This window comes from Noviherbaspirillum phoenicis (genome assembly GCF_047237965.1).
Taxonomy (GTDB): domain Bacteria; phylum Pseudomonadota; class Gammaproteobacteria; order Burkholderiales; family Burkholderiaceae_D; genus Noviherbaspirillum_A.
In genome coordinates this window covers 2,490,860-2,517,204 of sequence record NZ_JBDFLX010000001.1, presented here as the reverse complement: position 1 = coordinate 2,517,204, position 26,345 = coordinate 2,490,860, and the positions used below count along the sequence as shown (strand labels likewise).

Here is a 26,345-nt window from a genome sequence, read left to right as displayed (position 1 = left end):
TGCCGGCGAGCAGGTTTGCGGCTGACGAACTAGCCCCGGCGCAGGCCCGTTACGCTTGCCTGCCACGCCAGGAAGCAGAATGAAAAAAGCCGCCCTGCGGCGGCTTTGGTGCTTGTGCCCGAACCCGGTCAGATGTTTTCCAGGAAGGTCTTCAGCGTGTCCGAACGCGACGGATGGCGCAGCTTGTTCATCGCCTTGGCCTCGATCTGGCGAATGCGCTCGCGGGTCACGTCGAACTGCTTGCCCACTTCTTCGAGCGTGTAGTCGGTCGACATTTCCACGCCATAGCGCATGCGCAGCACCTTGGCTTCGCGCGGCGTGAGCGAGTCCAGCACTTCCTTGACCGCATTGCGCATCGAGGCATGCAGCGCCGCGTCCACCGGGGCCAGCGTGTTGTTGTCCTCGATGAAGTCGCCCAGCTGGGTGTCGCCATCCTCGCCCATCGGGGTTTCCATCGAGATCGGCTCCTTGGCGATCTTCATCACTTCGCGGATCTTGTGCTCGGGCATGTCCATCTTCTCGGCCAGCGTTGCCAGGTCCGGCTCGCTGCCGGTTTCCTGCATGATCTGGCGCGAGATGCGGTTCATCTTGTTGATGGTCTCGATCATGTGCACAGGCACCCGGATCGTGCGCGCCTGGTCGGCGATGGCACGGGTGATGGCCTGGCGGATCCACCAGGTCGCGTAGGTCGAGAACTTGAAGCCGCGACGGTATTCAAACTTGTCCACCGCCTTCAGCAGGCCGATATTGCCTTCCTGGATCAGGTCCAGGAACTGCAGGCCGCGGTTCACATACTTCTTCGCGATCGAGATCACCAGGCGCAGGTTGGCCACCGTCATTTCACGCTTGGCCTGGCGGGTGCGCATTTCGCCGGCCGCCATCTGCTTGTTGATGCGGCGCAGTTCCGGCAGCGGCAGCGCAACGCGCTCCTGCAGCGCCACCAGCTTGGTCTGCAGTTCCTTGATGGCCGGCACGTTGCGGGCCAGGACCACGCTGTACGGATGGTTGCCGGCGACTTCGCCGTCCACCCATTCCAGGTTGGTCTCATTGCCCGGGAAGACCTTGATGAAATGGGTGCGCGGCATGTTGCAGCGGTCCACGGCCAGCGCCAGGATCTGCTTCTCGATATGGCGCACTTCATCGACCTGGGCGCGCAGCGTGTCGCACAGCGCTTCCACGGTCTTGGCGGTGAAGCGCATGCCCAGCAGTTCATGCGAGATCACTTCCTGTGCCTTGGCATAGGCCGGCGAGCCGTAGCCTTCTTTGGCGGCGGCGCGGTTCAACTTGTCGAACTGGGTACGGATCGTGGCGAATTTCTCCAGCACGCTCTTGCGCAGCTGGACCAGCTGTTCGCCGGAGAAGGTCGAGGCGCCACCGGCGCTGGCGGCGGCGCCGCTTTCCTCTTCTTCCTCGTCTTCCAGCTCGTCGTCCTCGTCGTCCGACTCCTCATCGCCGGCGGCTGCCACAGCGGCGGCCGGCGCGGCATCTTCGCCGGTGGACAGGTCGACCATGTCGTCGACGATGTCGTCGACCTTGATCTCATCCTTTTCCAGGCGCTCGGCGGCGGCGATGATTTCCGAAATCGTGGTCGGGCAGGCGGAGATGGCCTGGATCATGTCGCGCAGGCCGCCTTCGATACGCTTGGCGATCTCGATCTCGCCGTCGCGCGTGAGCAGCGGCACCGCGCCCATCTCGCGCATGTACATGCGCACCGGGTCGGTGGTGCGGCCGAAGTCGGAATCGACGGTCGACAGCGCGGTGGCGGCGGCGGCCTCGGCTTCATCGTCGCTGGCGACGGTAGCCACGTTATCCGACAGCAGCAGGGTTTCGGCGTCCGGCGCCTGCTCGTAGATCGCGATGCCCATGTCGTTGAAGGTGCCGATCATGGTTTCGATCGCTTCAGCGTCGCCGACGTTGGTCGGCAGATGGTCGTTGATCTCGGCGTAGGTCAAAAAGCCGCGTTCCTTGCCCAGATTGATCAGGGTGCGGATCTGCTGCAGGCGGTGCTGGATTTCCTCTTCGGTCGCGCCGTCGTCGTCCTTGCCCGCCTTCTTGCGGTCCTTGGCCTTGCTGGCCGCTTTCAGTTCGGCGCGCTCGACGGCGTTCAGCGCCGCGACTTCATCGTTTTCCGGCGTGAACTCGGACGGCTTGCGGCCGCGGCGGCCCGGCACCTTCACCGATGGCAGCACGTAGCCGGAAGTGTCGATCGCGGCCAGCGTGGCGGCGTCAGTGGTCTGGCTGACCACTGGCGCGGTGCTGCGCGGCTCGGCGGCCGGCTGCTGCGGCTTGGCCGCTTCCACCTTCGACACCGTCTTGGCCGACACCTTCTTCACGGTGGCCGGACGTGCAGTGCCAGCGTCGGCCACAGCCTCCGGCGCTTCATTACCCTGCGCCACCGGCGCGGGTGCCGCGGCTTCCGGCTGGGACACCAGGCGCGAACGCTTCCTGACCACCGTCACCGGCGCCGCGGTCTGCGCGGGATCGAGCGGTTCTACCAGCGTGGCTTTGGGTTGCGCCGCGGCGGTCGCGGCCGGCTTGACGGTTTTGGCGGACAGGGTAAGTGTTTTCGGGGTATTTTTCATTGCGTCGATATCAGGTCGGACAAGACTTGCGTTTTACGTAATTGCATCAGCGCCCGGCATTGCGCTTGAACACATGCGGGTCATGCGGTAAGGGGTAGCAGGTAAGGTCGTTAGGTAGGAATTCAACCGGCAGGTTCCGTAGTCGACCCGCATGATAGACCTTCAAGCATGCTGCGTCAGCAAATGCGTCCATATTCAGTGTAAGTATGTGATTTGCCTCAGGCTGAGGTTGCGCTCGGACGACAGCGCGATTTCATACAGTCGGCCGAGCTCGTCGCAGACCTGATCGCCGATTTCCAGCACCGGCGCCTGGCGCCACGCCTTCAGATCGATGGCTTCCTCGCCGTAGACGCTCGAGGCCGGCAGCAGGAAGGCATGCGAGGCGGAGCAGCGGAAAAACTCCATCAATGCCTTCATTGCCTCATCGTTGCCGCGTGCATAACCGGCAACGGTGCGAAAGACCATGCACTGGCCATGAATGAGCGCCTTGCTGTCATGGGTAAAGGAATGGACGTGGCAAGTCGGCAGGTTCAAGGTCAACGGTCCGGTTGTCAAACATGCTTGACGGCACGTCGCAGAGTATTGCAAAGCGTGCCGGAATGGAAAAAAAGCCCGCTGTAAAAAGCGGGCTTGAATCTATTTCCTGAAGGAGATAGAGGAGACAGGACGGATTATGTTGGCTAACGGAAAATATGGCCAATTGATTGTGCGCATATCAGACATGTGATTCATGAATGGCAGCTTTTTTGATGTTGTTTCACGGCTGATGAAATGCGACGCGCGCAAAAGCACGGTGTCAATTTGATTGTTCCTTTAATATCCTGTTTCGCAACGCGCATCCATCACAGCCAAGGACAAGCAATGACGGCAGTAGTACGCAGTCTCCTGGAGACCGATCTCTATAAATTCACGATGTGGCAGGCACTGCTGCACAGCCATCCTGGCGCCCAGACCGAATACACCTTTGCGCTGCGCAACACGCCCGCCTTCCCGCTGGCTGAACTGAAGGAAGAAGTCGACCGCGAACTGGACCATCTGTGCCGGCTCACCTTCCGTGACGAGGAACTGGCCTACCTGCGCGGGCTGCGCTTCATGAAAAGCGACTTCGTCGACTTCCTGACCGTATTCCGCTTCCAGCGCAAGTTCATCGAGGTCACTACCGAGGGCGATGCCTTGCGCATCCGCGCCGTTGGCCCCCAGGTGCATGTGATGGGCTTTGAAATTTTCGTGCTGTATATCGTCAATGAGTTGTATTTCCGGCGTTTCGCCAGGGAGCCGGCCATCGAGGAAGGACGGCGGCGCCTGGCGGGGAAGATCGAGCTGCTGCGCCGCTTCAGCAGGGAATTGCCGGAAAAGCACAGCTTTTCCTTTTTCGATTTCGGTACCCGCCGCCGCTTTTCGGGCGATTGGCATGACGAAGTGCTGGCTACCCTGGCGCGCGAGGTGCCGATGTATTTCAAGGGCACGTCCAACGTCTACCTGGCGCGCAAGCACAACCTGGTGCCGATCGGCACCATGGCCCATGAATACCTGCAGTCGTATCAGTCATTCGGCGTGCGCCTGCGCGATTTCCAGAAGGCGGCGCTGGAAGGCTGGGTGCAGGAGTTCCGCGGCGACCTCGGCACCGCGCTGACCGACGTGGTCGGCATGGATGCCTTCCTGAACGACTTCGACCTGTACTTCTCGAAGCTGTTCGATGGCCTGCGGCATGATTCCGGCGATCCCATCGTCTGGGGCGAAAAGGCGCTGGCCCATTATGCGAAGCTGCGGGTCGACGCCAATACCAAGCGCCTGGTCTTTTCCGACGGTCTGGACATTCCAAGGGCGTTTCAGCTCTACCGCCATTTCGCCGGGCGCACCCAGACCGGCTTCGGCATCGGCACCAACCTGACCAACGACCTCGGCATACAGCCGCTGAACATCGTGATGAAGCTCACCTCGTGCAATGGCCAGCCGGTGGCCAAGCTGTCGGACTCGCCGGGCAAGGGCACGATGTGCACCGACGAGACCTTCCTGGCCTATCTGCGCCAGGTATTCCACCATCCCGGCTGAGGCTGGGACGGCTGGCGCTCGCCTAGCCGCGCTTGACGAACACCAGGTCCCAGACGCCGTGGCCCAGATTCAGCCCGCGGTTCTCGAACTTGGTGACAGGCCGGTAGTCCGGCCGCGGCGCAAAGCCGGATGCCGTGTTCTCCAGCGACGGCTCGCCGCCCAGCACCTCCAGCATCTGGTGCGCATAGTCTTCCCAGTCGGTTGCGCAATGCAGGTAGGCGCCCGGCGCCAGCCGGGACGCCAGCAGTGCGACGAACTCCGGCTGCACCAGGCGGCGCTTGTTATGGCGCGCCTTGTGCCAGGGATCGGGGAAGAATATATGCACGCCGGCCAGCGATTCCGGCGCCAGCATGTGATTGACCACCTCGACGGCGTCATGCTGGATCAGCCGCAGATTCTCCAGTTGCTGTTCGCCGATCAGCTTGAGCAGGCTGCCCACACCTGGCGTGTGGACTTCCACCCCCAGAAAATTCTTTTCCGGCAGGCCGGCGGCAATGGTCGCCGTCGTGCCGCCCATGCCAAAGCCGATTTCCAGCACGGTGGGGGCGGCCCGGCCGAAGGCGGCATCGAGGTCCAGCGGAGTTTTCTGATAGGGCAGGCAAAAGCGCGGCCCCAGCGTGTCGAGCGCGCGCGCCTGCGCCGGGGAAAGGCGGCCGGCGCGGGTCACGAAGCTTCGGATACGTCGCTCGGTCGGGTCGTAGAACAGGGGCTTGCCGGCTTCGTTGGCGGGTAGATGATCGGACATGCGGGAATCGTGTGGATAAGGGAACGTGCGCCAGGCCATGGCGCGTCAGGGAAGAGGGCGGTATAACAGGCCGCCGGGAAGGGCGGCTGGCGCCCCGGCATGCACAAAGGCCGGCGGGCGGCGCGATTATGTCACAGGAGCAAAGCGCGGAAAAGCATTGCCGGTAGGGCGGCTTGCGTCCGTCTCCCTGCGGTTGTGCTGATCGGACCTTGCGTCTTTGGTCTGTGCGGACCGGGTCGTGGCATGAAAGGCAAGTCCGGGAGCAGGCAGTTGGAGCGGGTGAAGGGGATCGAACCCTCGTCTAGAGCTTGGGAAGCTTTCGTTCTACCATTGAACTACACCCGCGGGAACCTGCATTTTACGCAACTTCCGGAACGCCGGGCAAACCGCCTCGCCATCCATGGCGATCCCAAAAAAAATCCATGACTGTTGCCAGTCATGGATTCCTGTTACCGGCTTGCCGCCGTACTGCGCGGGAAGCGATCTTTCCTTATGTCTTAAGCCTTCTTGCTGCGACGACGGCTCAGACCCAGACCCATCAGGCCCAGACCGATCAGTGCAACGCTGGCTGGCTCAGGCACGGCATTGCTGAACACTACGTCCAGGGAACCGTTGATCGTCTGCGTGCCGGCTGGCGTGAAGTTGTTCAGCTGACCGGACTGGAACGACACGTTGTAGAACGGGTTCGGTGCGGTGAAGAACTGGCTGCCAGCGGCGGTCAGGCCGAAGCTGGAGGTGGCGCCGAAGCTGCCGCAGTTGATGCCGTTGGTGCAGGTGCTCAGGGTCGGATCCAGCGTGCCCTGACCAGTGGTCGGGACACCATTTGCGATCAGGATATCGTCGCCAGAGCTGACGGTAGCCCATGCGGCTGTGCCGGTGCCAGGCGCGGTGAAGGTGGTGTTGGAGTTCGGATCCAGGAACAGGCGCAGGCTGCTGCTGGCGCTGGGCAGGAAGTTGAACGTGGTAACGCCGCCGGACTGGCTAAAGGTGCCCGAAGCCTGGTACAGCGCATACAGGCCATACTGGGTAGCGGTGCCGCCGGTTGGGCTCAGGTTCGATGCAACAGGCGAGGTGCCGTTGTTGGCAACGAACTGACCGGCATTCCAGAGCAGCGAAGCCTGGAAGGTGTTGCCGGAGAAGGTGATCACTTCGGTGTAGTTGCCAGTGATCTTGTCGGCGGTGATGCCGCTGAAGGTGCCGCCGGCAATGGTTTCATTGACAACGAAATCAGGGAATGCTGTTTGCGCCATTGCGCCGGAACTGAAAACGCCCAGAGCTGCGGTGACTGCAGCTGCGACCAGAGTCTTGCTAACCATTTTTTTCATTTTGTTTCTCCGAGAGTGTTAAATGTAATCAACTTTCCGAGCCTCCCCTGCTTTGGATTAGCTCCTAAAGTCGTGGTGTTTTCATTGTTTATTTTTAACTTATGGTCCGACGTTTTGAAATTAGCATTAACTATGCCAGTTAAATAAAAACAATAATATTCAAAGGCTTAGATAATATTTTTCCTAAATGAAATTGAGCTGTGTAAAAATAATCGACAAAGTTCCAAAGATTAATATTCTCAATAGAAATGTTTTATTGCAATAATTTCTTGGATTAAACTGTTTCTCCAAAATAAACTTTCTTAAATGAAAATAATTGAATTTGATCACTAAATTGATTTCATACGAAAATATTGTTTGATCGCAAAGAAAATCAATTGTGGATTGATTATTCTCAACGCCGGTTTCGCCAGGGCATCAAATGACTGGCAATTGCACAAGCGATCGATTGCGGCGGTAGCGTGTTGTCGGGAGAGGAAAGAGAGCCGCAGGGTAGGCAGGAGCATCCTGAAAGAGAAGGGAGCAGATGGGCAGAGCAGGGCTGGGAAAAGCACGTTCCTATTAGAGCGCATGCCTTGTGAAGTCCAGATGAACCTTGCAGGCCGGCTTTTTTGACTCTGAGAGAAGTGTCGTCCTGCCGGCGGTCAGTGTGCGTCTGATCATTGCCGTTTGAACGTGCATGACAAAAATGCACGGTTTATTCTGGATGGCTGGCTAGGCGCGTAGTCTTTTTGCTAATGGACGTTAGCAGGTCGTTAATAATATCTCGTCGGGATAACATTGTTAATCTGCCGGATATGCGGATTTGACATGCATTTCATCTCGTCGTGCATATCAGCCTGACCATGTCTAAACGACCTTTTTCCCCACGTTTGATGTCATTTGAATAGTTTATTCAAGGGAAAACCTGCCGTTCGTCGCCTAATTTTGCACTTCGCGAACCTATTGGCGACACCCCCTTCTAATCTCGCGTGTTGCATTTAGTCAAAACCTTGTTCGCAGGGTAATTTTTTAATTGAGCAACTATTTTCTATTGAGTAATATTTGTGACGAGGAGCCTGTACAGTGTTTGACTATCAAGAAAGCAAGACCTATCTGGAGCCGGAGCTGAATGGCCAGGATGCGCAGCCGGAAGTAGCGATCAGGCAAGTACGCGTCGAGCAGCCCGACGAAACAGATGCTCATGAACTTGATGTTGACGAAAGAACTTTCCAGATCCGTCTTGCCAACACCGAAACGGTACGCAGCCACGCCAGCTCCCTGATACACAGGATGTATGCATCGCGCGGTTACACGGTAAACAATCCCCTGCAGGAAAATCCCCATCGCGTCACCATGACCATCTCGGAAGAGGACAAGGTCATCGGCACGATTACCCTTGGCATCGATTCCCCTTCCGGCCTGCTGGCCGATGAGATCTTCAAGGATGAAGTCGACGCCTACCGTGCGCGCGGCCGCAGGGTATGTGAATTAACGAAGCTTGCGTTTGATCCTACAACGCGTTCGAAAACTGCATTAGCATCTTTGTTCCATATCATTTTCATTTATTTGCGGCGTGTGCAGAAATGCACCGACATCTTCATCGAAGTCAATCCGAGGCATCGCCGTTTTTATGAACGCATGCTGGGTTTCAAGAAGCATGGCCCGAAGAAGATGAATCCCCGAGTGAACGCACCGGCTTACCTGCTGTGCGTCGAGACCGATTATGTCGAGGAGCAGATTCAGAAAATGGGTGGCACCAGCGGCCACGACAACGCTGAAAAATCGCTTTATCCTTATTTCTTCTGCCCGATCAGCGAGAAACAGAACAAGGCAGCGATTGATAGACAACTGGCAGTGCTGCATACTGACCAGGGCAATGCCAACGCAGTCAATGCGCTGGCTGCAATTTACCAGGCAAGCAGAGGCGCCACTTCGGTGGAAAGTTTGACACTATCGCATTAGGGAAACATGAAACTCCAGCGATCATTTAATAGATTCCCCATCTGATGTCCGGCAAGATCGGACCGAACAAATCGCTGGATGCTCCCGACAGCCATGGACTGATCGGCGATGGTCATGCGCTTGGCCTGGACAGCGTCGCGTTGTCCAATGACGCCGACGATCTCGTCATCGAGCAGAAGAACTTCCGTATCCGCCTGGCAGACACCGAGAGCGGCCGCAATTCAGCCTCGATGCTGATCAACAAGATGTATGCGTGGCGCGGCTATGGCAGCGCGCACCAGGTCAAGGCCAGCCCGTCCCGCATCACGCTGACCGCCTCCGATAAGGAAAAGGTGATCGGGACCGTCACGCTGGGCATCGATTCCGAGGAAGGCCTGCTGGCCGACGAGATCTTCAAGCCGGAAATCGATGCGCGCCGCAATGCCGGCGGCAAGGTATGCGAGCTGACCAAGCTGGCATTCGATCCGGACATCCGCTCCAAATTCGCGCTGGCCTCCCTGTTTCATATCGTCTTCATCTACGGACGGCGCATGCATAACTGCACCGACGTCTTCATCGAAGTCAATCCGCGCCACCGCCGCTTCTACGAGACCATGCTGGGCTTCAAGCGGCAATGCGAGATACGCACCAATCCGCGCGTGAATGCGCCAGCGGTGCTGCTGTGGGTGGACATCGGCTATGTGGAAGAGCAGATCCACAAGTACGGCGGCACCAGCGACAATCCGGACACCACCCGCTCGCTCTATCCCTATTTCTTCTCGCCCCGCGAAGAGGCCGGTATCCACGGCCGCCTCGTGTCCCTGGGCTAGTGTCCGGAGGGGGATGCCCCCTCCCCGGATCATCCCCTCCTAGGCCGGCTTCGCCGGCTTGCGGGCCACCACATTCCAGGTGTTGCCAGACTTGAATTCCCGCGAGATTTCATAGCCGGCCGCGATCAGGCGCTGGCGGATGTCATGTTCCTGGAAAGGGCTGTACAGGATGCCCTTCTTGATGCCCCAGTCGTTGATGCGCTGCGCCGCCCAGCGCAGCGGCGGCAGGCCGTCTGGGTAGAGCAGCACGTTGGCCGCCAGCGTGCCGCCCGGCTTCAATACCCGGTGGATGTCGCGTAGCGCGCCGTCCACGGTCGGGAAGCAGTGGATGGAATTGGCGATATTGGCCGTGTCGAAGGACGCATCGGGAAAGGGCAGGTCCGCGGCGTCGGCATGCTGGATCTTCACGTTCGGGTCCTTGGCGAAACGCTTCTTCGCGCCGGCCAGCATCGAGGGTGCATAGTCGATGCCGGTGACCTTGACCGGCTTCATCTTTTTCCAGCGCCGCCATTTCAGCACCAGCTCCAGCAGCGTACCAGTGCCGCAGGCGACTTCCAGATGATTCGGCCCGAAATGCGGACCAAAGAAGCGCAGCTGGGTATTGATGGTGCTGTTATAGGCGAATGTCAGAATGAAGAAGCCGCGCAGGTCGTACCACCATGGCTCGGATGAATATGCTTCTGCGATTTCGTCGCGGGTTTTGCCTGTGCTCATTAAGCCTTCCTGTTCTTGCTGTTGCAGGGTTGGATGCCGGGACTGGGTGTCCGACTATAAGACGACAGTTGACAACTATCAAGAATCTTCGCCGAGAACCGCCGGGTCAGTGTGGGACTAAGTCAAAGCCTCGACTGATAGACGCTTTTTTTCTGGTACAGTTTCCTCCTTTCACGTTTTCGACGCATGCGGAAAGGTCGTTCAGACCATTCATCGTTTCCCAGTTCCGCTGTCGTTCATCATGCAAACTGAATTCAATTATTCGCAGGCCTTCTCACGCAATATCGGTTGGGTCACTGTCGATGAGCAGAACCGGCTGCGCAACGCGCGTGCCGCCATCGCAGGGCTGGGCGGCGTAGGCGGCGGGCATCTGCTCACGCTGGCCCGGCTGGGCGTGGGCAACTTCACGATCGCCGACTTCGACCATTTCGAGGTGCACAACTTCAATCGCCAGGCAGGCGCGATGATGTCCACGGTGGGCCAGCCCAAGTCGGACACGCTGGCGCGCATGGCAAGGGATATCAATCCCACGGCCGACATCCGGGTCTTCAATGAGGGCGTCACTCCGGAGAACGTGGACGCCTTCCTGAAGGACGTCGACATCTACATCGACAGCATCGATTATTTCTCGGTGGAGTCGCGCCGCCTGCTGTTTGCCGAATGCTACAAGCGCAATATCCCGGCGGTGACCGCGGCGCCGCTCGGCATGGGCGTGGGATTCCTGTACTTCAAGCCGGGCAGGATGAGCTTCGAGGATTACTTCCTGCTGGAAGGCCAGACCCGCCGCGAGCAGTTGCTGCGCTTCATGGCGGGCCTTGCGCCCAAGGCGCTGCACCGGCACTACCTGGTGGCGCCCGAGGCAGTGCATTTCGCCGAGGAGCGCGGGCCGTCCACCATCATGTCATGCGAGCTGTGCGCGGGGTTTACCGGCACCCAGGTGCTGAAGATATTGCTTGGCCGCGGCAAGGTCAGGCCCGCGCCATGGAGCATGCAGTTCGACGCCTACGAGCAGAAGCTGCGCTTTACCTGGCGGCCGGGCGGCAATGCCAACCCGATGCAGAAGCTGCTGCTGAAGATCATCCGCGCCCAGTTCAAGGATTGACCGGGCTTACTTGCCGTTGCCGCCCTTGAGTTCGCGCCAGCTGCCTTCGGCGACCTCGACGCCGAACTTGCGGGCCGCGGCAGTAATGCGTTGCCATGCCTCGTCGCGCTCGTCGTCGCTGACATCCTTTACCTGGTTGAAGCGGGCAATCGCATTGCGCACGTGGGCCGCATCTTCCAGCGGCTCCTTGCGCTGTTTGGCAAAGGCGAATTCCCGCTTCGGCAGGTCATCGCGGTCTTCCTGGTCCAGTTTGCTCATGACGGGCTTTTCCTTTCCGTGTTGGCTATTGCCTATTGTCCGCCGGTCACGCCGCCCATCACGGGCAGCACCACGCCGGTGATAAAGCTCGAGCAGACGGGCGAAGCAAGGAACACATAGGCCGGCGATATCTCCTCGGGCTGCGCCGGACGTTTCATGTCGGTGCTGGCGCCGAACTGGGCTACTTCATCAGCCGGACGGTCGGCCGGATTCAGCGGCGTCCATACCGGCCCCGGGGCGACCGCATTGACCCGGATGCCGCGCGACACCAGATTGCTCGCCAGCGCCTTGGTGAAGGCATGGATCGCGCCCTTAGTCGCGGAATAGTCGAGCAGCTTGGCGCTGCCGAACAGGCCGGTCTCGGAACCGGTGTTGATGATGGATGCGCCATTGTTCAGATGCGGCAGGGCCGCCTTGGCCATGTGGAAGTAGCCATAGACGTTGGTGCGCAGGGTCTGGTCGAAATGCTCCTCGGTCAGGTCGGCCAGGCCGTCCGCATGTTCCTGGAAGGCGGCGTTGTTGACCAGCACGTCGAGCTTGCCGAATTCACGCACCGTGCGTTCCACCGCGTCGCGGCAGAAGGCCGCATCCTTCACGTCGCCCGGGATCAGCAGGCAGCGACGGCCCTCCTTTTCAATATGCCGGCGGGTTTCCTCGGCATCGCTGTGCTCATTCAGGTAGACGATGGCCACGTCCGCGCCTTCCCGCGCGAACAGCACGGCCACTGCGCGGCCGATGCCGGAATCGCCGCCGGTGATGATGGCGGCCATGTCGGCGAGCTTGCCGCTGCCCTTGTAGCCGGGCGCCTCGAACTGAGGCCGGGGCTTCAGGTCCGATTCCAGGCCGGGCTTGACCAGATGCTGCTGCGGCAGCGGCGGCTCGGGCTGCTTGCGGTCGCCCGCCTGCACCGCGCCTTCCTGCTCCGGCTCGGCTGGCTTGCTGGCATCGCGCCGGTCGGTTTCCTGCTGGATCTTGCGCTGCTGCGCCGCTACCCGTTCAACGTCGCTGTCCTTGCCTTTGGCCATCATCTGCTCCGGTGCATGTCAAAACAGACAGTGTAGGCAGGAGCGGCAGGCATGACCGGCGAGCCGCCGCGGCCGGTTGCGTGCCATCAAAAACGGCAGCGCGGCGCAATGCCTGCGCCGCTTCCTGCCTGGCGCCAAGGAAAGATCGGAAAGCCGCTTATGCGATGCGCTGCCGCACCCGTCCGGCGCGCAGCCACAATGCCAGCGCAATCCCGGTCAGCGCCAGCTGGCCGGCGGCCAGCTTGGGCACCGAGTCCCACAGCAGCGGCGCCACCAGGCCCGACACCGCCGATGCAAGCACCGTCATCGCGCAGGACTGGCAGGAAGCGACGATGCCGCGGATATTGGGGAACAGGTCGAGCACCAGCAGGGTGGCGCCGGGCGCCACCATCGACATGCCGAAGGTGTAGAAGAACAGCGGCAGCACCGACCATGGCAGCGCCGGCGGCAGCAGCAGGTGATAGAGCAGGTTGGCGCCGGCCGCGCCCAGCAGCAGCGTGAAGCCGATGCGCGCCTGACGCTGGATCGAGTAGCGCCCGGCCAGGCGGTTGACCGCCAGCGCCCCGAAGAAGATGCCGGCCACCGACGGCACGAACTGCCAGGCGAACTGGTCCGCGCCCAGCTTCAGATGCTGGGTAATGAATACCGGCGCCGCCGACACATACAGGAACAGGCCAGCGAAATTGAAGGCGATGGCGCCGGCCTCCAGGTGGAACAGCTGCGAGCGAAACACCGAACGATAGCTTTGCCACAGGTGACTCGGGTTGAATGGCTGCCGCTTTTCCGGCGGCAGGCTTTCCGGCAGCCGCCGATAGCAGTACCACAGCAGCAGCACCGTGTAGAAAAACAGCGCGATGAAGATGGCCCGCCAGTTGGCCAGCTTGACGATCCAGCCGCCGATGATGGGCGCGATCGCCGGCGCCACCGAGAAAATCATGGTCACCAGCGACAGCAGCCGCGCCGCCGGCGCGCCGGCATACAGGTCGCGGATGATGGCGCGGCCGATGACCACGCCGGCGCCGGCCGACATGCCCTGCATCACGCGGAAGATCCACAGGTACTCGACGCTGTGCACCGACGCGCAGGCCAGCGTGGCGACCGCGAATGCGGCCAGCGAGATCAGGATGATGTTGCGCCTGCCATAGGCATCGGACAGCGCGCCATGCCACAAGGTCATGATGCCGAAGGAAAGCATGTAGGCAGTCAGCGTTTGCTGCACCTGGATGGCGCTGGCATTGAGCGTGGCCTGGATGTCGGGGAAGGCGGGCAGGTAGGTGTCGACGGCGAACGGCCCCAGCATGGCCAGTGCGGCCAGCATGATGGCAAGCGCCGATGAAGTAATGCCGGGATGGAGTGACGGCCCTGGTGTCGCGGGAATGGCCTGGTCGGTCTGATCGGGTTTATGCATTGTTTTTTGGCGATGCTGCCGCAGCGCGACGCGCGGTGCAGTCCAGGCCTGGAGGGGCCTGGAACAAGGACGTCGCTCCGGATGGGCAAGGCGAGAGGATGGCGGTCTGCGAAAGGCGACAAGGATAGCCTAAATGCCCATGCCTTGCAGATTCGCCAAGGCGAAAAAGACCGCTAAAACAAGGGGCTCGGACCATTTTGACTTACATCAAGGAAATCAGGCCACCCGGTTCTTACACTGCACTCGCCTGAATCGATGATGCAGTCCGCACCCGTCAGGCCGCAGGAGAAAGATTATGTTGGGCCCCCATGCAGCCGCGTGCGCTGCTCCAGTCGTGGAGTTCGATGCCGCATTGATCAAGCGACAAAGCCAGCTTGGTCCGCGCTATACCTCGTATCCCACCGCCGACCGGTTTTCCGAATCATTTGATTATGGTGATTATCTGCAAGCGGTTGCCAATGTGCGTAACCGCGGCGGTTTGCATCCCCTGTCGCTGTATCTGCATATCCCGTTCTGCGATACGGTGTGCTACTACTGCGCCTGCAACAAGATCGTGACCAAGAACCGCGAGAAGGCGGTGACCTATCTGAGCTACCTGAAGCGCGAGATCGAGCTGCAGGGGCAACTGTTTGCCGGGTTCAACCACGTCGAGCAATTGCACCTGGGCGGCGGCACGCCGACCTATCTGTCCAACGAGCAGATGGCCGACCTGATGGCGCACCTGCGCCGCTGCTTCCACTTCGCCCCCGATGCCGTTGGCGAGTATTCGATCGAAGTGGACCCGCGCACGGTCAGCGTCGAGCGCGTACATGCGCTGCGGCAGCAGGGTTTCAATCGCATCAGCCTGGGCGTGCAGGATTTCAATGCCGATGTGCAGAAGGCGGTCAACCGCATCCAGCCCGAACAGGAAACCCGCGCAATCATCCAGGCCGCGCGCGACGCCGGCTTCCGCTCGGTCAGCATCGACCTGATCTATGGCTTGCCGCGGCAATCGCAGGCCACCATGGAAGACACGATCGAGCGCGTGATCGCCGCCAGCCCCGACCGACTTTCCATCTACAACTATGCGCACCTGCCGCATCTGTTCAAGCCGCAGCGCCGCATCCTCGATGCCGAACTGCCGGCGCCCGACGAGAAGCTGCGCATGCTGCAGCTGTGCATCGACAAGCTGCGCGCCGCCGGCTATGTGTACATCGGCATGGACCATTTCGCCAAGCCAGACGATGAACTCGCCGTGGCACAGCGCCAGGGCCGGCTGCACCGCAACTTCCAGGGCTATTCGACGCATGCGGACGCAGACCTGGTGTCATGCGGCGTGTCGGCCATCAGCGCGGTCGGCCTGACCTACAGCCAGAACGTGAAGACGCTGGATGCCTACTACAGCCATCTCGACCGCAACGAGCTGCCGATTGCGCGCGGCATCCGGCTGTCCATGGATGACGTATTGCGCCGGCTCATCATCCAGATGCTGATGTGTAATTTCGAGCTGTCCATCGCATCGGTCGAGCAGGCATATCCGATTACCTTCGCCGCCTACTTCGCGTCCGAACTGGCCCAGCTGAGGAAGCTGGAAGAGGATGGCCTGCTGGCCATCGATGCCGAATGGATCTCGGTGAGCCCGCGCGGCCGCCTGCTGATACGCAATATCTGCATGGTGTTCGACCGCTACCTCCAGTCGCGCCAGGCGGAAGCGCCGCGCTATTCACGCACCATCTGAACGTCCATGAGCGCGCTGTCCCTGTTTCCCTTCTTTGTCGCCGGACTGGTGGGCAGCGTCCATTGCGTGGGCATGTGCGGCGGCATCGTCAGCGCCTTTTCGATGGCCGCGCCGCGGCCGGCGTTTCCCATTGCCGTGACTACCATTCCTGCCGCGGCCGTGGTCGACGGCGGCCTGCGCGTGCTGGCTTACAATGCTGGCCGTCTCGGCAGCTACATGGCGGCTGGCGCGCTGGCCGGCGGCATGCTGGGCGGCGTGCGTCAACTGGCGGGCGTAGCGCCCCTGCAGATGGCTGCCTACTGGCTGGCCAATCTGATGCTGGTGGCGCTGGGCCTGTACCTGATGGACGCCTGGCGCGGCCTGGCCAGGCTGGAAGCGAGCGGCCGCTTCCTGTGGCAACGGCTGCAGCCGCTGACGCGGCACCTGTTGCCGATCCGGCATCCCGGACAGGCGCTGGCACTGGGCGCGCTGTGGGGCTGGCTGCCATGCGGCATGGTCTACAGCATGCTGCTGACAGCGATGCTGACCGGTTCGGCCTCCGGCGGCGCAGCCGTGATGCTGGCCTTCGGGCTGGGCACCATGCCTGCACTGGTGACCATGGGCCTGCTTGGCAACCGCCTGCAGACATGGACCCGCAAGCGTGAAGTGCGGCTGGGCGCCGGGCTGCTGGTGCTCCCCTTCGGCCTGCTTGGCCTGGCGCGCGCCAGCCATGGCATCAGCGCAGGCTGGCTGGATGCGCTGTGCCTGACGCCAGCGGCCATGGGAGTGGGGCTGTGAGCGCGCTGCCGAGAGAAATCAGGGCCCACGACGGCTGCTTCCATTGCGGCCTGCCGGTCCCGGCGAACAGTCACTGGGCAGTGGAGATCGACGGCCTTTCCCGCAGCATGTGCTGCCCGGGCTGTGAGGCGGTGGCGCAGGCCATCGTGCAGAACGGCATGACGGATTACTACCGCAACCGTACCGACTTCGCCGTCACGGCGGAGCAGGGCGCTGCGCTGCCGGCGCAGCTGCGGCTGTACGACCAGGCCGCGTCGAAGGATGCATCACGCAATCCCGACGGCATGCTGGAAGCCACGCTGTCGGTCGACGGCCTGCGCTGCGCCGCCTGTGTCTGGCTGATCGAGCGGCGCCTCGGCCAGTTGCCCGGTGTGATGGCGGCCAACATGAATGTCGCCACCGGACGCCTGTTCGTGCGCTGGGATCCGGCGCAATGCAAGCTCAGCGGCATCCTGGGCGCGATGCGGGAAATCGGTTATCCCGCCTATCCTTTCGATCCGGCCCGGCATGAGGCGCAGCTGCGCCGCAGCGGCAGGACGCTGGGCCGGCAACTGTTCATCGCCGGCCTGTCGATGATGCAGGTGATGATGTATGCGGTGCCGGCCTATCTTGCCACCGACGGCACGCTCGAATCGGACATGGCAGCGCTGATGCAATGGGCCAGCCTGCTGCTGACGCTGCCGGCGGTCGTCTATTCGGCGCAGCCCTTCTTCCGCGGCGCGTGGGCGGCATTGCGCCAGCGCGCGCTGACCATGGACGTGCCGGTGGCGCTGGGCATCGGCGCGGCCTTCATCGCCAGCGTGGCCGCCACCGTGCGCGGCAGCGGCGAGGTCTATTACGACTCGGTGACGATGTTCATCTTCCTGCTGCTGTGCAGCCGGCTGCTGGAGTTGACCGCGCGCCGTCGCGCCGCCCATGCGCTGGAGCGTCTGCAGCATGGCCTGCCCGATGCCGCGCAGAGGCTGCCGGCGTATCCGGCCAGCCGCGACACGGTGACGGTGGCGGCGGCAGACCTGGAGCCGGGCGACGTGATTCTGGTGCGGCCCGGCGAACCTGTTGCCGCCGACGCCGTGCTGCTGGAAGGCCAGACCAGCATCGACGTCTCGCTGCTGACCGGCGAAAGCGCGCCGCAGAGGAAGCTGGCGGGCGACGCCATTCCCGGCGGCGCCGTCAATGCCGGCCAGGCGGCGCTGCTGCAGGTGAGCCGCCGTGCCGGCGCCAGCACGCTGGCCTCGCTGGTGCGCATGGCGGAAAGCGCCGGCCAGGGCAAGCCGGCTTTGTCGCAATGGGCCGACCGGGTTGCGGCCTGGTTCGTCGCAGGCTTGCTGCTGCTGGCCGGCGCCGTGTTCCTGTTCTGGCAATGGCACGATGCCGCCCGCGCCTGGCCGGTGGCGATCGCTGTGCTGGTGGTGTCCTGCCCGTGCGCGCTGTCACTGGCCACGCCGAGCGCGCTGGCCGCCGCCACCGACAGCCTGCTGCGCCGCGGCGTACTGATCCTGCGGCCGCATGTGCTGGAAACCCTGCACCGCGCCACCCATGTGGTGTTCGACAAGACCGGCACGCTGACAATGGGCAAGCCGGTGTTGCGTGATGTTTGCCTGTATGGCGACGTTGAACGCGAGACCTGCCTCGACATCGCCGCCGCGCTCGAAGCGTGCAGCGCGCATCCGCTGGCGCAAGCGCTGGCGGCCGCTGCCGGCGGGAAGCGGCCCAGCGCCAGCGAGCTGATGCAGTTTCCGGGACAGGGTATCGCCGGCTCGGTCGACGGCATCCCATACCGGCTCGGCCGCGCTGATTTCGTTGCGCAGCTGAGCGGGCGTTTCCTGGCGCCGGCCGGCATGCCTGGCGTCAGCGCCGTATGGCTTGGCCGCGAGGGCCGCCTGCTGGCCCGCTTCGACCTGGCGGACGGCTTGCGCGACGATGCGCATGACGTGGTCGAGCGCTTCAGGAAGGCAGGCAAGCAGGTCATGCTTCTGAGCGGCGACCAGCAGGCAATGGCGCAGGAAGTGGCGCAGAAGCTCGGCATTGCCGACGCGCTGGGCAACCAGCTGCCGGAACAGAAACTGGCTTATGTGCAGCGCCTGCAGCATGAAGGCGCGGTGGTGGCGATGGTGGGAGACGGCATCAACGACTGCGCGGTGCTGGGCGCGGCCGATGTCTCCTTCGCCATGGGCAGCGGCGCCGCGCTGGCGCAGAGCCATGCGGACGCGGTGCTGCTCACAGGCAGGCTGGAAGCGCTGGCCGATGCCGCGGAAAGCGCCGACGCCGCGATGGCGGTGGTGCGGCAAAACCTGGCATGGGCCATGGTCTACAACATGATCGCCATTCCCGCGGCGGCGGCGGGGCTGATCAGTCCATGGATGTCGGGCATAGGCATGTCGGTCAGTTCGATGCTGGTGATTGCCAACGCGCTGCGTCTGCGTGGCGGACGGAAAGGAAGTTAGGAAATGGATGCCTTATATCTGCTGGTGCCGCTCAGTATCGTGATCGTGTTTGCGGCGATCTGGGTGTTTTTTCGGATGTCTGATAGTGGGCAGTTCGAGGATATGGTGGGGCCGGCGCTGCGGGTGCTGCAGGATGATGACAGGGGAGAGGGCTAGGCCGCGGCAGCGGCCGTTGCTTTTGAAGTGGCCGTTGCTTTTGAAGTGGCCGTTGCAGTTGCAGTTGCAGTTGCAGTTGCAGTTGTTTTTGCAGTGGCCGTTGCCGTTAGGGTCCCCGTCTGTGTACCGCCGTGACGGCGATGCCCGGAGCGGGAAAAGGTGCGGCGTCTGTCTGAGCGCCGCGCAGCGGAGCGAGTTTAGCCGCGCCCCGCTCCGGGCATCGACGGCACGGGAACCCCGCGCAGCGGGGCGGCACAGTCGGGGTCGCCTTTTTTGGTTACTTTTTTGGCGAAGCAAAAAAGTGACTCGCCCGCCGGGGCGAACACCCGGCCTGGTCATGACGACAGTGCAGTCGGCTTGTTTCACCCGGCGGAAAGACGTCACTGCGAAGCAGCAGTTGCAGTTGCCTTTAGCAATGCGCTGCGATCACTGCTAAAGGCAACACCGACAGTGCTGCCCGAACGTTGCCGGGTGACGCAAGACGGCTGCACTGCCGTGGAGACAAGCCGGGAATCCGTCCCGGCGGCCGGGTCACTTTTTTTGCTTCGCTGTATAGACCGGGGACATAGGTTACACATGTGCCGGGACATGGGTAACAGATTTAATCGTGCTTTTCGGCATCGCGCAAGTCGATTTGGCCAAATCGCTGATGCGCAAAGTACAGGTCATAGATGCCGTCCTGGCCTGACAGGGCGCGGGCCGCAATACGATGCCTGTGCAAGGCGCTGGAGACGCGAAAGCTGCGCTTGTGGAACTTCACATGCCCGTTCCACCCGACGGTCTCCACCAGGTCTTCCTGCGGATAAACAATCTCTGGCAATCGCTCGGGATAGGCCAGACGGCTTTGCCGGAACCGGGTTACCGGCGTGGCCATGCCGATGGCTTCATGCGGCCGCTCGTTGTTGTAGATCATTCGCCAGCGGTCGAATGCGTTCTGGACCTCCTCAAGGTCAACGAAGTGACGCCCGTGCAGCACATCTGCCTTGAGCGTGCGATGGAAACGTTCGTCCTTGCCATTGGTCTGTGGATGAGCCGGACGACTGTGACTGATGCGAATGCCCAACTGAATCAACCAGATGGTGAGCTTGGTGATGCCGTGTTCGTGCTGCGACGGACTGCCCCATGGAGAACCGTTGTCAGCGTTGATCCGTACTGGCATGCCGTGATGGCGAAAGGCAGTTTCCAGAGCTGCCTGCACAGTGGCAGTGTCCGGGTTCAGGCAAGCCTGCAGGACGATGTTGTAGCGTGAATGATCATCCAGCACGGTCAGTGGATGACACGTGGCCTGGCCGGTCTGGAAATGGCCCTTGAAGTCGATCTGCCAGAGATCATTGGGCTGGGCATGCTCGAAGCGCTGCCAGGCGGTGCTGTTTGCGCTTGCCTTTTCTGAGATCAAGCCATGTCGATGCAGAATCCGGGTAATGGTGCTGGGGGTTGGCACCTGGATGTGACCCTGATTGAGCAGGCTGCGATGAATCTTGCGGCCGCCCCAGGTGGGATGTTTCAGACGCACCTTCACTACCAGCTCTTCGTTTGCCTGGCTGGTACGCAGTGGCGTATTGCAGGGTCTGCGCGAGCAGTCCTGCAGGCCAGCAGGGCCCTGCGTCATGCTGCGTTCACGCCATTTGTATCCTGTCTTGCGACTGATTCCAAAACGCGTGCATAGGGCACTGAAGTTCACGCCATCCTGCTGCGCTAGCGCCGTAAATTCTTGTCGAAGGGTCATCATGTCAACGTCTTTCCAGGGCATGGTTAGAGAATCCTTTGGCTTGATATGGAATACGCCAAAGTGTTACCCATGTCCCGGCACAGTTGTTACCCATGTCCCCGGTCTATACACTTCGCCAAAAAAAGTAACCAAAAAAAGGCGACCCGGTGATCGCGCCCCGCTGCGCGGGGTGCCCGTGCCAGCGGTACCCGGAGCGGGGCGCGGCTAAACTCGCCAAGCTGCGCTTGGCTCAGACAGACGCCGCACCTTTTCCCGCTCCGGGCACCGCTGACACGGCGGTACACAGACGGGGACCCTAACGGCAACGGCCACTGCAAAAACAACGGCAACGGCAACGGCAACGGCAACGGCAACGGCAGAAACCATTGAAACGTTAGAAGGGCTTTCAGCCGCTTTTGTAAGGTGCAATACCCGAAGGGCATTGCACTACGGTCCCAAGCGGGACGTGCCTTGTCATGCTGACTTGCTTGATCGACCCATCGTGCAATGCCCGTGCGGAGCATTGCACCCTGCAAGAGCTCAGGAAGACGCCGCACTTTGTCCACGCCAGGCACCGCCGAGATGACGTTCAACGCGACACTTGCATGACCACCGCAACTGCTTTGAAGCCTGACTTCACAACGTGCGCCACAGTTGCTATGTATGCTGGATGACAGAGAGCTCCAGCCATCGCAATAAGGCAAGTTGAAAAATAGCCTTTAAACAAAGGACAAATTCCACCTTTCCATGTTGCTGATGTATTTCGTCCACAAGCATGGCGTCATTGTCATGCTTTTTAAACCGGCGATTCATCGTCCTCGCACCGCTTCTTCACAACCCGGTCATTTTTGACTCATATCAAGGATTTTCGAACACCCGAAACGTACCCTCCAGCAATGACATTACTTGTTTCTTCTGGAGCGTTTGCGTGGACACTGCACTGAACTATAACTATCGGATCGTGAAGCAATTCGCGATCGCGACTGTGGTGTGGGGCGTTATTGGCATGCTGGCCGGCGTATTCATCGCCGCCCAGCTGGCATGGCCAGCCCTGAACTTCGATATCCCCTGGCTGACCTATGGCCGGCTGCGTCCGCTGCATACCAACGCGGTGATCTTTGCATTTGGTATCTGCGGCCTGTTCGCCACGTCCTATTACGTCGTGCAGCGTACCTGCCAGGTAAGGCTGTTCTCGGACAAGCTGGCTGCGTTCACTTTCTGGGGATGGCAACTGGTGCTGGTGTCCGCCGCCATCACGCTGCCCATGGGCCTGACCCGCGGCAAGGAATACGCCGAGCTGGAATGGCCGATCACGCTGCTGATCGCGGTGGTGTGGGTTGCCTATGCGGTGGTGTTCTTCGGCACCATCGTCAAGCGCAAGGTCGCGCATATCTATGTGGCCAACTGGTTCTTCGGCGGCTTCATCCTGGCTGTGACGCTGCTGCATGTGGTCAATGGCATGAGCATGCCGGCCTCGCTGACCAAGTCCTATTCGGCCTATTCGGGCGTGCAGGATGCAATGATCCAGTGGTGGTACGGTCACAACGCGGTGGGCTTCATCCTGACCGCGGGCTACCTGGGCATGGTCTATTACTTCATTCCCAAGCAGGCCGAGCGCCCGGTGTATTCCTACCGTCTCTCCATCGTCCACTTCTGGGCGCTGATCTTCACCTACATGTGGGCCGGCCCGCATCACCTGCACTACACCGCGCTGCCTGACTGGACCCAGTCGATCGGCATGGTGTTCTCGCTGATCCTGCTGGCGCCTTCCTGGGGCGGCATGATCAACGGCGTGATGACCCTGTCGGGCGCCTGGCACAAGCTGCGTTCCGATCCGATCCTGAAGTTCCTGATCGTGTCGCTGTCGTTCTACGGCATGGCCACCTTCGAAGGCCCGATGATGTCGATCAAGACCGTCAACTCGCTGTCCCACTACACCGACTGGGGCATCGCCCACGTCCATGCCGGCGCGCTGGGCTGGGTCGGCTTCATCACCATGGGTTCGCTGTACTACCTGCTGCCGCGCCTGTCGGGCAAGCAGGCCATGTACAGCACCCGCCTGATCGACCTGCATTTCTGGGTCGCCACCATCGGCATCGTGCTGTACATCGCATCGATGTGGATCGCCGGCGTGATGCAGGGCCTGATGTGGCGCGCGGTCAATGCCGACGGCACACTGACCTACAGCTTCGTGGAAGGCGTCAAGGCAACCTACCCGTATTACGTGATCCGCTTCACCGGCGGCACGCTGTACCTGACCGGCATGCTGCTGATGGCCTACAACACCTACATGACGGTGCGTGACGCCAAGCCGGTTGCCGCGCGTATCCCGGCAATCCATGCCGCGCATGCTTGATCAAGAAAGACGGAGCACGATATGAAGTTTTCGCATGAGTCGATAGAAAAGAACCCCTGGCTGCTAATTGCGCTGGTGGTGCTGGTGGTCAGCATCGGTGGCGCGGTGGAGATCATTCCGCTGTTCTTCCAGAAATCCACCACCGAGCCGGTCGCGGGACTGAAGCCTTATTCCCCGCTGCGCCTGGTGGGACGCGACATCTATGTGCGCGAAGGCTGCTACGGCTGCCATTCGCAGATGATCCGTCCGTTCCGGGCCGAGACCGAGCGCTATGGCCACTATTCCGTGGCGGGTGAATTCGTGTACGACCGGCCCTTCCAGTGGGGTTCCAAGCGCACCGGTCCGGACCTGGCCCGCGTCGGCGGCCGCTACAGCGACGAGTGGCACCGCGCCCACCTCGACAACCCGCGCGACCTGGTGCCCGAGTCCAACATGCCCGGTTATCCGTGGCTGGCAAAGACCAGGCTGGACCCGCAGGAAGTGCAGCCCAAGATGCGCGCGCTGCGCCGCCTGTCGGTGCCCTACAGCGACGAGGAAATCACCGCCGCGCCCGCCGAGCTGGCCGGCAAGACCGAGCAGGACGCATTGGTCGCCTACCTGCAGGGCCTGGGCACGCAGATCAAGGCCCGCAACTAGGCCTGCTTAATCCATCGACATTGTCATCATGAATATCCAAACATTATTCGACCAGGCCAGCAGCGCCATGACCGTGGTGAGTTTCGTCACCTTCATCGGCATCCTGTGGTGGACCTTCATTCGTCACAAGGACTGCGACTTCCACGCCGCTGCGCAGCTGCCTTTCGCTGACGAAGACGCATCCGATCAAGCACAGCAGGAGCAGGGCCATGTCTGACTTCACCAGCGGTTTCTGGAACATCTACATCGTGGTGCTGACGCTGATCGGCATCCTCGGCTGCGGCCTGCTGCTGTGGTCGCAGTCCCAGCACAAGATCACGCTGCCGCCCGGCGCCAAGGCGCAGACCCAGACCACGGGCCATGTGTGGGATGAGGACCTGACCGAGCTGAACACGCCGATGCCGCGCTGGTGGATGTGGCTGTTCTATATCACCATCGTGTTCAGCCTGGCTTACCTGGTGCTGTATCCGGGCCTGGGCGAGTACGCTGGCAAGCTGGGCTGGAAGTCGGCCGGCGCCTATCAGCAGGAACTCAAGCAGGCCGAGGCAGAATATGGCCCGCTGTTCGCGAAGTACCAGCAGCAGGACCTCAAGGCGGTGGCCGCCGACCCGCAGGCCCGCGCCATCGGCGAGCGGCTGTTCCTGACCTATTGCGCGCAGTGCCATGGTTCCGACGCCCGCGGCAGCAAGGGCTTTCCCAACCTGGCCGACAATGACTGGCTGCATGGCGGCGAGCCCGATGTGATCAAGACCACCATCATGAACGGCCGCAACGGCATGATGCCGCCAATGGCCGCCGCGGTCGGCTCGGAGAAGGACGTGGAGAATGTCGCGCACTATGTGCTGAGCCTGTCGGGTTCGACCTCCGACCCGATCAAGTCGGTGCTGGGCAAGCCCAAGTTCTCCGCTGCCTGCGCCGCCTGCCATGGCGCCGATGGCCATGGCAACCAGATGCTGGGCGCACCCAACCTGTCGGACAAGACCTGGCTGTATGGCGGTAGCCTTGAGACCATCATGGAAACCATCCGCAAGGGCCGCACCAACACCATGCCGGCATTCAAGGACTTCCTCGGCGAGGCGAAGGTGCATGTGCTGGCCGCCTATGTATGGGGCCTGTCCAATGTCAAGGGAGCGGCGCCGCAGTAAGGCCCCGGCTACAGCTAAAGAGCATTGAAATGAGCAGCAATACCACGCCCGAAGTGGCGGTCGTCAAGATGTATGCGGCGCGCGAGGAAATCTACGCGCGCGAAGTGCAGGGGCGCTATGCCAGCCTGCGCTGGGTCTGCGTGTGGCTGACCCAGATCCTGTTCTACGGCCTGCCGTGGATCAACTGGAACGGCCGCCAGGCCGTGCTGTTCGACCTGCTGGCGCGCAAGTTCTATATCTTCGGCATCGTGCTGTGGCCGCAGGACTTCATCTACCTGGCCGCGCTGCTCATCATTTCGGCCTATCTGCTGTTCCTGGCCACGGCCATTGCCGGCCGCGTATGGTGCGGCTTCGCCTGTCCGCAGACGGTCTATACCGAGATCTTCATGTGGATAGAGCGCAAGATCGAAGGCAGCCGCAGCGCCCGCATGCGCCTGGACCGCCAGCCGGCCTCGCTGGGAAAGTTTGCCCGCAAGTTCGGCAAGCATGCCGCCTGGGGCGCTGTGGCGCTGTGGACCGGCTTTACCTTCGTCGGCTATTTCACGCCTATCCATACGCTGGCGCGCGAAGTCGCCACCCTGGGGCTGGGTCCGTGGGAGTGGTTCTGGGTGCTGTTCTATTCCTTTGCAACCTACGGCAATGCCGGCTGGATGCGGGAGCAGGTCTGCAAGTACATGTGCCCGTACGCACGTTTTCAAAGCTCGATGTTCGACAAGGACACGCTGATCATCACCTACGATGAAAAGCGCGGCGAGCCGCGCGGCGCGCGCGCCAAGAGCGCAAGGGCCGATGCAACGCAGAAGCAAAAGCAGGGCGACTGCATCGACTGCAGCATGTGCGTGCAGGTATGCCCGACCGGCATCGACATCCGCCGCGGCCTGCAATACGAGTGCATCGGCTGCGCCGCCTGTGTCGACGCCTGCAACGGCGTGATGGACAAGGTCGGCTTGCCGCGCGGCCTGATCCGCTACAGCACCGACCATGCGATGAAGCAGGGCCTGTCCAGCGCCGACATCCGGCGCCGGGCGCTGCGGCCCAGGGTGCTGATTTATCTGGCCATCCTGCTGGCCATCGTGACCGCCTTCGGCATGTCCTTGGCGATGCGCACGCCGCTGAAGATGGACGTGCTGCGCGACCGCGGCGCGATGGGCCGCGAGATCGAGGACGGCATGATAGAAAATGTCTACCGCCTGCAGATCATGAACACCTCCGAGAGCGCGCACCGCTACCGCATCGTTGTGGATGGCCTGCCGTCGCTGCGACTTGCCGGCGCCGACGAGGTCACGCTCAATGGCACCGAGACCCGTTCCGTGCCGGTGCGCCTGCGCATCGATGGCGGACAGGCCGCCAGGGGGTCTAACAAGATACATATCGGCCTGCAGGCGCTGGATGACTCCGGGCTGAAGGTCAGGGAAGAAGCGGTCTTTTACGTGCCGCGCTGA

The 26,345-nt window shown here is 61.6% G+C and carries 22 protein-coding genes and 1 tRNA gene; 13 read left to right on the top strand and 10 right to left on the bottom strand.

Annotated features, from left to right (window positions below; genetic code table 11):
• Positions 1-128: 128 nt before the first annotated feature.
• Both rpoD and ABC383_RS11375 read right to left on the bottom strand, forming a co-directional pair.
• Positions 129-2,582 carry an RNA polymerase sigma factor RpoD gene (gene rpoD, locus ABC383_RS11380; protein WP_413014027.1) on the bottom strand — a complete coding sequence of 818 codons (2,454 nt, stop codon included), beginning with the start codon at positions 2,580-2,582 and terminating at the stop codon, positions 129-131.
• A 195-nt stretch (positions 2,583-2,777) separates the two neighbouring features.
• On the bottom strand, positions 2,778-3,116 hold the full coding sequence (locus ABC383_RS11375; RefSeq protein WP_413014025.1) for a hypothetical protein: 339 nt from the start codon (positions 3,114-3,116) through the stop codon (positions 2,778-2,780).
• Between the two features lie 327 nt (positions 3,117-3,443).
• Here ABC383_RS11375 and pncB point away from each other — a divergent pair, with 327 nt between their 5' ends.
• Entirely contained in the window at positions 3,444-4,634 is a 1,191-nt protein-coding gene (gene pncB / locus ABC383_RS11370; protein WP_413014023.1) for a nicotinate phosphoribosyltransferase, read from the top strand.
• A 22-nt stretch (positions 4,635-4,656) separates the two neighbouring features.
• Here pncB and trmB read toward each other — a convergent pair whose 3' ends face one another.
• The 3 genes from trmB to pepA form a co-directional block, all read right to left on the bottom strand.
• Positions 4,657-5,379 carry a tRNA (guanosine(46)-N7)-methyltransferase TrmB gene (gene trmB / locus ABC383_RS11365; protein WP_413014021.1) on the bottom strand — a complete coding sequence of 241 codons (723 nt, stop codon included), beginning with the start codon at positions 5,377-5,379 and terminating at the stop codon, positions 4,657-4,659.
• 271 nt (positions 5,380-5,650) lie between these two features.
• Positions 5,651-5,724 (bottom strand) — tRNA-Gly (locus ABC383_RS11360).
• A 152-nt stretch (positions 5,725-5,876) separates the two neighbouring features.
• Complete coding sequence (gene pepA / locus ABC383_RS11355; protein ID WP_413014019.1) at positions 5,877-6,704, bottom strand: flocculation-associated PEP-CTERM protein PepA; 828 nt, start codon at positions 6,702-6,704, stop codon at positions 5,877-5,879.
• Positions 6,705-7,769: 1,065 nt separating this feature from the next.
• Between pepA and ABC383_RS11350 the strand changes: the two genes are divergently transcribed.
• Positions 7,770-8,648 carry a GNAT family N-acetyltransferase gene (locus ABC383_RS11350; protein WP_413014018.1) on the top strand — a complete coding sequence of 293 codons (879 nt, stop codon included), beginning with the start codon at positions 7,770-7,772 and terminating at the stop codon, positions 8,646-8,648.
• Positions 8,649-8,692: 44 nt separating this feature from the next.
• Positions 8,693-9,457: an N-acyl amino acid synthase FeeM domain-containing protein gene (locus ABC383_RS11345; RefSeq protein ID WP_413014016.1), complete on the top strand. Its 765-nt coding sequence runs from the start codon at positions 8,693-8,695 to the stop codon at positions 9,455-9,457.
• Positions 9,458-9,496: 39 nt separating this feature from the next.
• Here the strand turns inward: ABC383_RS11345 and ABC383_RS11340 are convergent, their stop codons facing one another.
• Positions 9,497-10,171, bottom strand: coding sequence for a class I SAM-dependent methyltransferase (locus tag ABC383_RS11340; protein WP_413014014.1), 675 nt, complete (start codon positions 10,169-10,171; stop codon positions 9,497-9,499).
• A 241-nt stretch (positions 10,172-10,412) separates the two neighbouring features.
• Here ABC383_RS11340 and ABC383_RS11335 point away from each other — a divergent pair, with 241 nt between their 5' ends.
• Positions 10,413-11,273 carry a ThiF family adenylyltransferase gene (locus ABC383_RS11335; protein WP_413014012.1) on the top strand — a complete coding sequence of 287 codons (861 nt, stop codon included), beginning with the start codon at positions 10,413-10,415 and terminating at the stop codon, positions 11,271-11,273.
• Positions 11,274-11,279: 6 nt separating this feature from the next.
• Here the strand turns inward: ABC383_RS11335 and ABC383_RS11330 are convergent, their stop codons facing one another.
• The 3 genes from ABC383_RS11330 to ABC383_RS11320 form a co-directional block, all read right to left on the bottom strand.
• Entirely contained in the window at positions 11,280-11,531 is a 252-nt protein-coding gene (locus ABC383_RS11330) for a DUF6582 domain-containing protein (protein ID WP_413014010.1), read from the bottom strand.
• A gap of 32 nt (positions 11,532-11,563) precedes the next feature.
• Positions 11,564-12,556 (bottom strand): SDR family oxidoreductase, encoded by a 993-nt coding sequence (locus tag ABC383_RS11325; RefSeq protein WP_413016311.1) that lies wholly within the window; start codon positions 12,554-12,556, stop codon positions 11,564-11,566.
• Between the two features lie 157 nt (positions 12,557-12,713).
• Positions 12,714-13,964, bottom strand: a complete 1,251-nt coding sequence (locus ABC383_RS11320) for a multidrug effflux MFS transporter (RefSeq protein WP_413014009.1) — start codon at positions 13,962-13,964, stop codon at positions 12,714-12,716.
• Between the two features lie 295 nt (positions 13,965-14,259).
• Here ABC383_RS11320 and hemN point away from each other — a divergent pair, with 295 nt between their 5' ends.
• Genes hemN through ccoS form a run of 4 tightly spaced genes read left to right on the top strand, consistent with a single transcriptional unit; the run spans position 14,260 to position 19,058 of the window.
• Entirely contained in the window at positions 14,260-15,681 is a 1,422-nt protein-coding gene (gene hemN / locus ABC383_RS11315; RefSeq protein WP_413014007.1) for an oxygen-independent coproporphyrinogen III oxidase, read from the top strand.
• Positions 15,682-15,687: 6 nt separating this feature from the next.
• A complete protein-coding gene (locus ABC383_RS11310) occupies positions 15,688-16,458 on the top strand; it encodes a sulfite exporter TauE/SafE family protein (RefSeq protein WP_413014006.1) in 771 nt (256 codons plus the stop codon).
• Positions 16,455-18,902: a heavy metal translocating P-type ATPase gene (locus ABC383_RS11305; protein ID WP_413014004.1), complete on the top strand. Its 2,448-nt coding sequence runs from the start codon at positions 16,455-16,457 to the stop codon at positions 18,900-18,902. The genes ABC383_RS11310 and ABC383_RS11305 overlap by 4 nt, the downstream gene beginning before the upstream one ends.
• A 3-nt stretch (positions 18,903-18,905) precedes the next feature.
• Complete coding sequence (gene ccoS, locus ABC383_RS11300) at positions 18,906-19,058, top strand: cbb3-type cytochrome oxidase assembly protein CcoS (protein ID WP_413014002.1); 153 nt, start codon at positions 18,906-18,908, stop codon at positions 19,056-19,058.
• Between the two features lie 601 nt (positions 19,059-19,659).
• Here the strand turns inward: ccoS and ABC383_RS11295 are convergent.
• On the bottom strand, positions 19,660-20,808 hold the full coding sequence (locus tag ABC383_RS11295) for an IS481 family transposase (RefSeq protein WP_413011093.1): 1,149 nt from the start codon (positions 20,806-20,808) through the stop codon (positions 19,660-19,662).
• Between the two features lie 886 nt (positions 20,809-21,694).
• Here ABC383_RS11295 and ccoN point away from each other — a divergent pair.
• From ccoN to ccoG, 5 genes are read left to right on the top strand one after another with little or no spacing between them, the layout of a single operon-like run.
• Positions 21,695-23,122 (top strand): cytochrome-c oxidase, cbb3-type subunit I, encoded by a 1,428-nt coding sequence (gene ccoN, locus ABC383_RS11290; protein ID WP_413014000.1) that lies wholly within the window; start codon positions 21,695-21,697, stop codon positions 23,120-23,122.
• Between the two features lie 21 nt (positions 23,123-23,143).
• On the top strand, positions 23,144-23,758 hold the full coding sequence (gene ccoO / locus ABC383_RS11285; RefSeq protein WP_413013999.1) for a cytochrome-c oxidase, cbb3-type subunit II: 615 nt from the start codon (positions 23,144-23,146) through the stop codon (positions 23,756-23,758).
• A 28-nt stretch (positions 23,759-23,786) separates the two neighbouring features.
• Positions 23,787-23,975 (top strand): cbb3-type cytochrome oxidase subunit 3, encoded by a 189-nt coding sequence (locus tag ABC383_RS11280; RefSeq protein WP_413013997.1) that lies wholly within the window; start codon positions 23,787-23,789, stop codon positions 23,973-23,975.
• Entirely contained in the window at positions 23,968-24,903 is a 936-nt protein-coding gene (gene ccoP / locus ABC383_RS11275; protein WP_413013996.1) for a cytochrome-c oxidase, cbb3-type subunit III, read from the top strand. Before ABC383_RS11280 ends, ccoP begins: the two co-directional genes overlap by 8 nt.
• A gap of 29 nt (positions 24,904-24,932) precedes the next feature.
• Positions 24,933-26,345: a cytochrome c oxidase accessory protein CcoG gene (ccoG, locus tag ABC383_RS11270; protein ID WP_413013994.1), complete on the top strand. Its 1,413-nt coding sequence runs from the start codon at positions 24,933-24,935 to the stop codon at positions 26,343-26,345.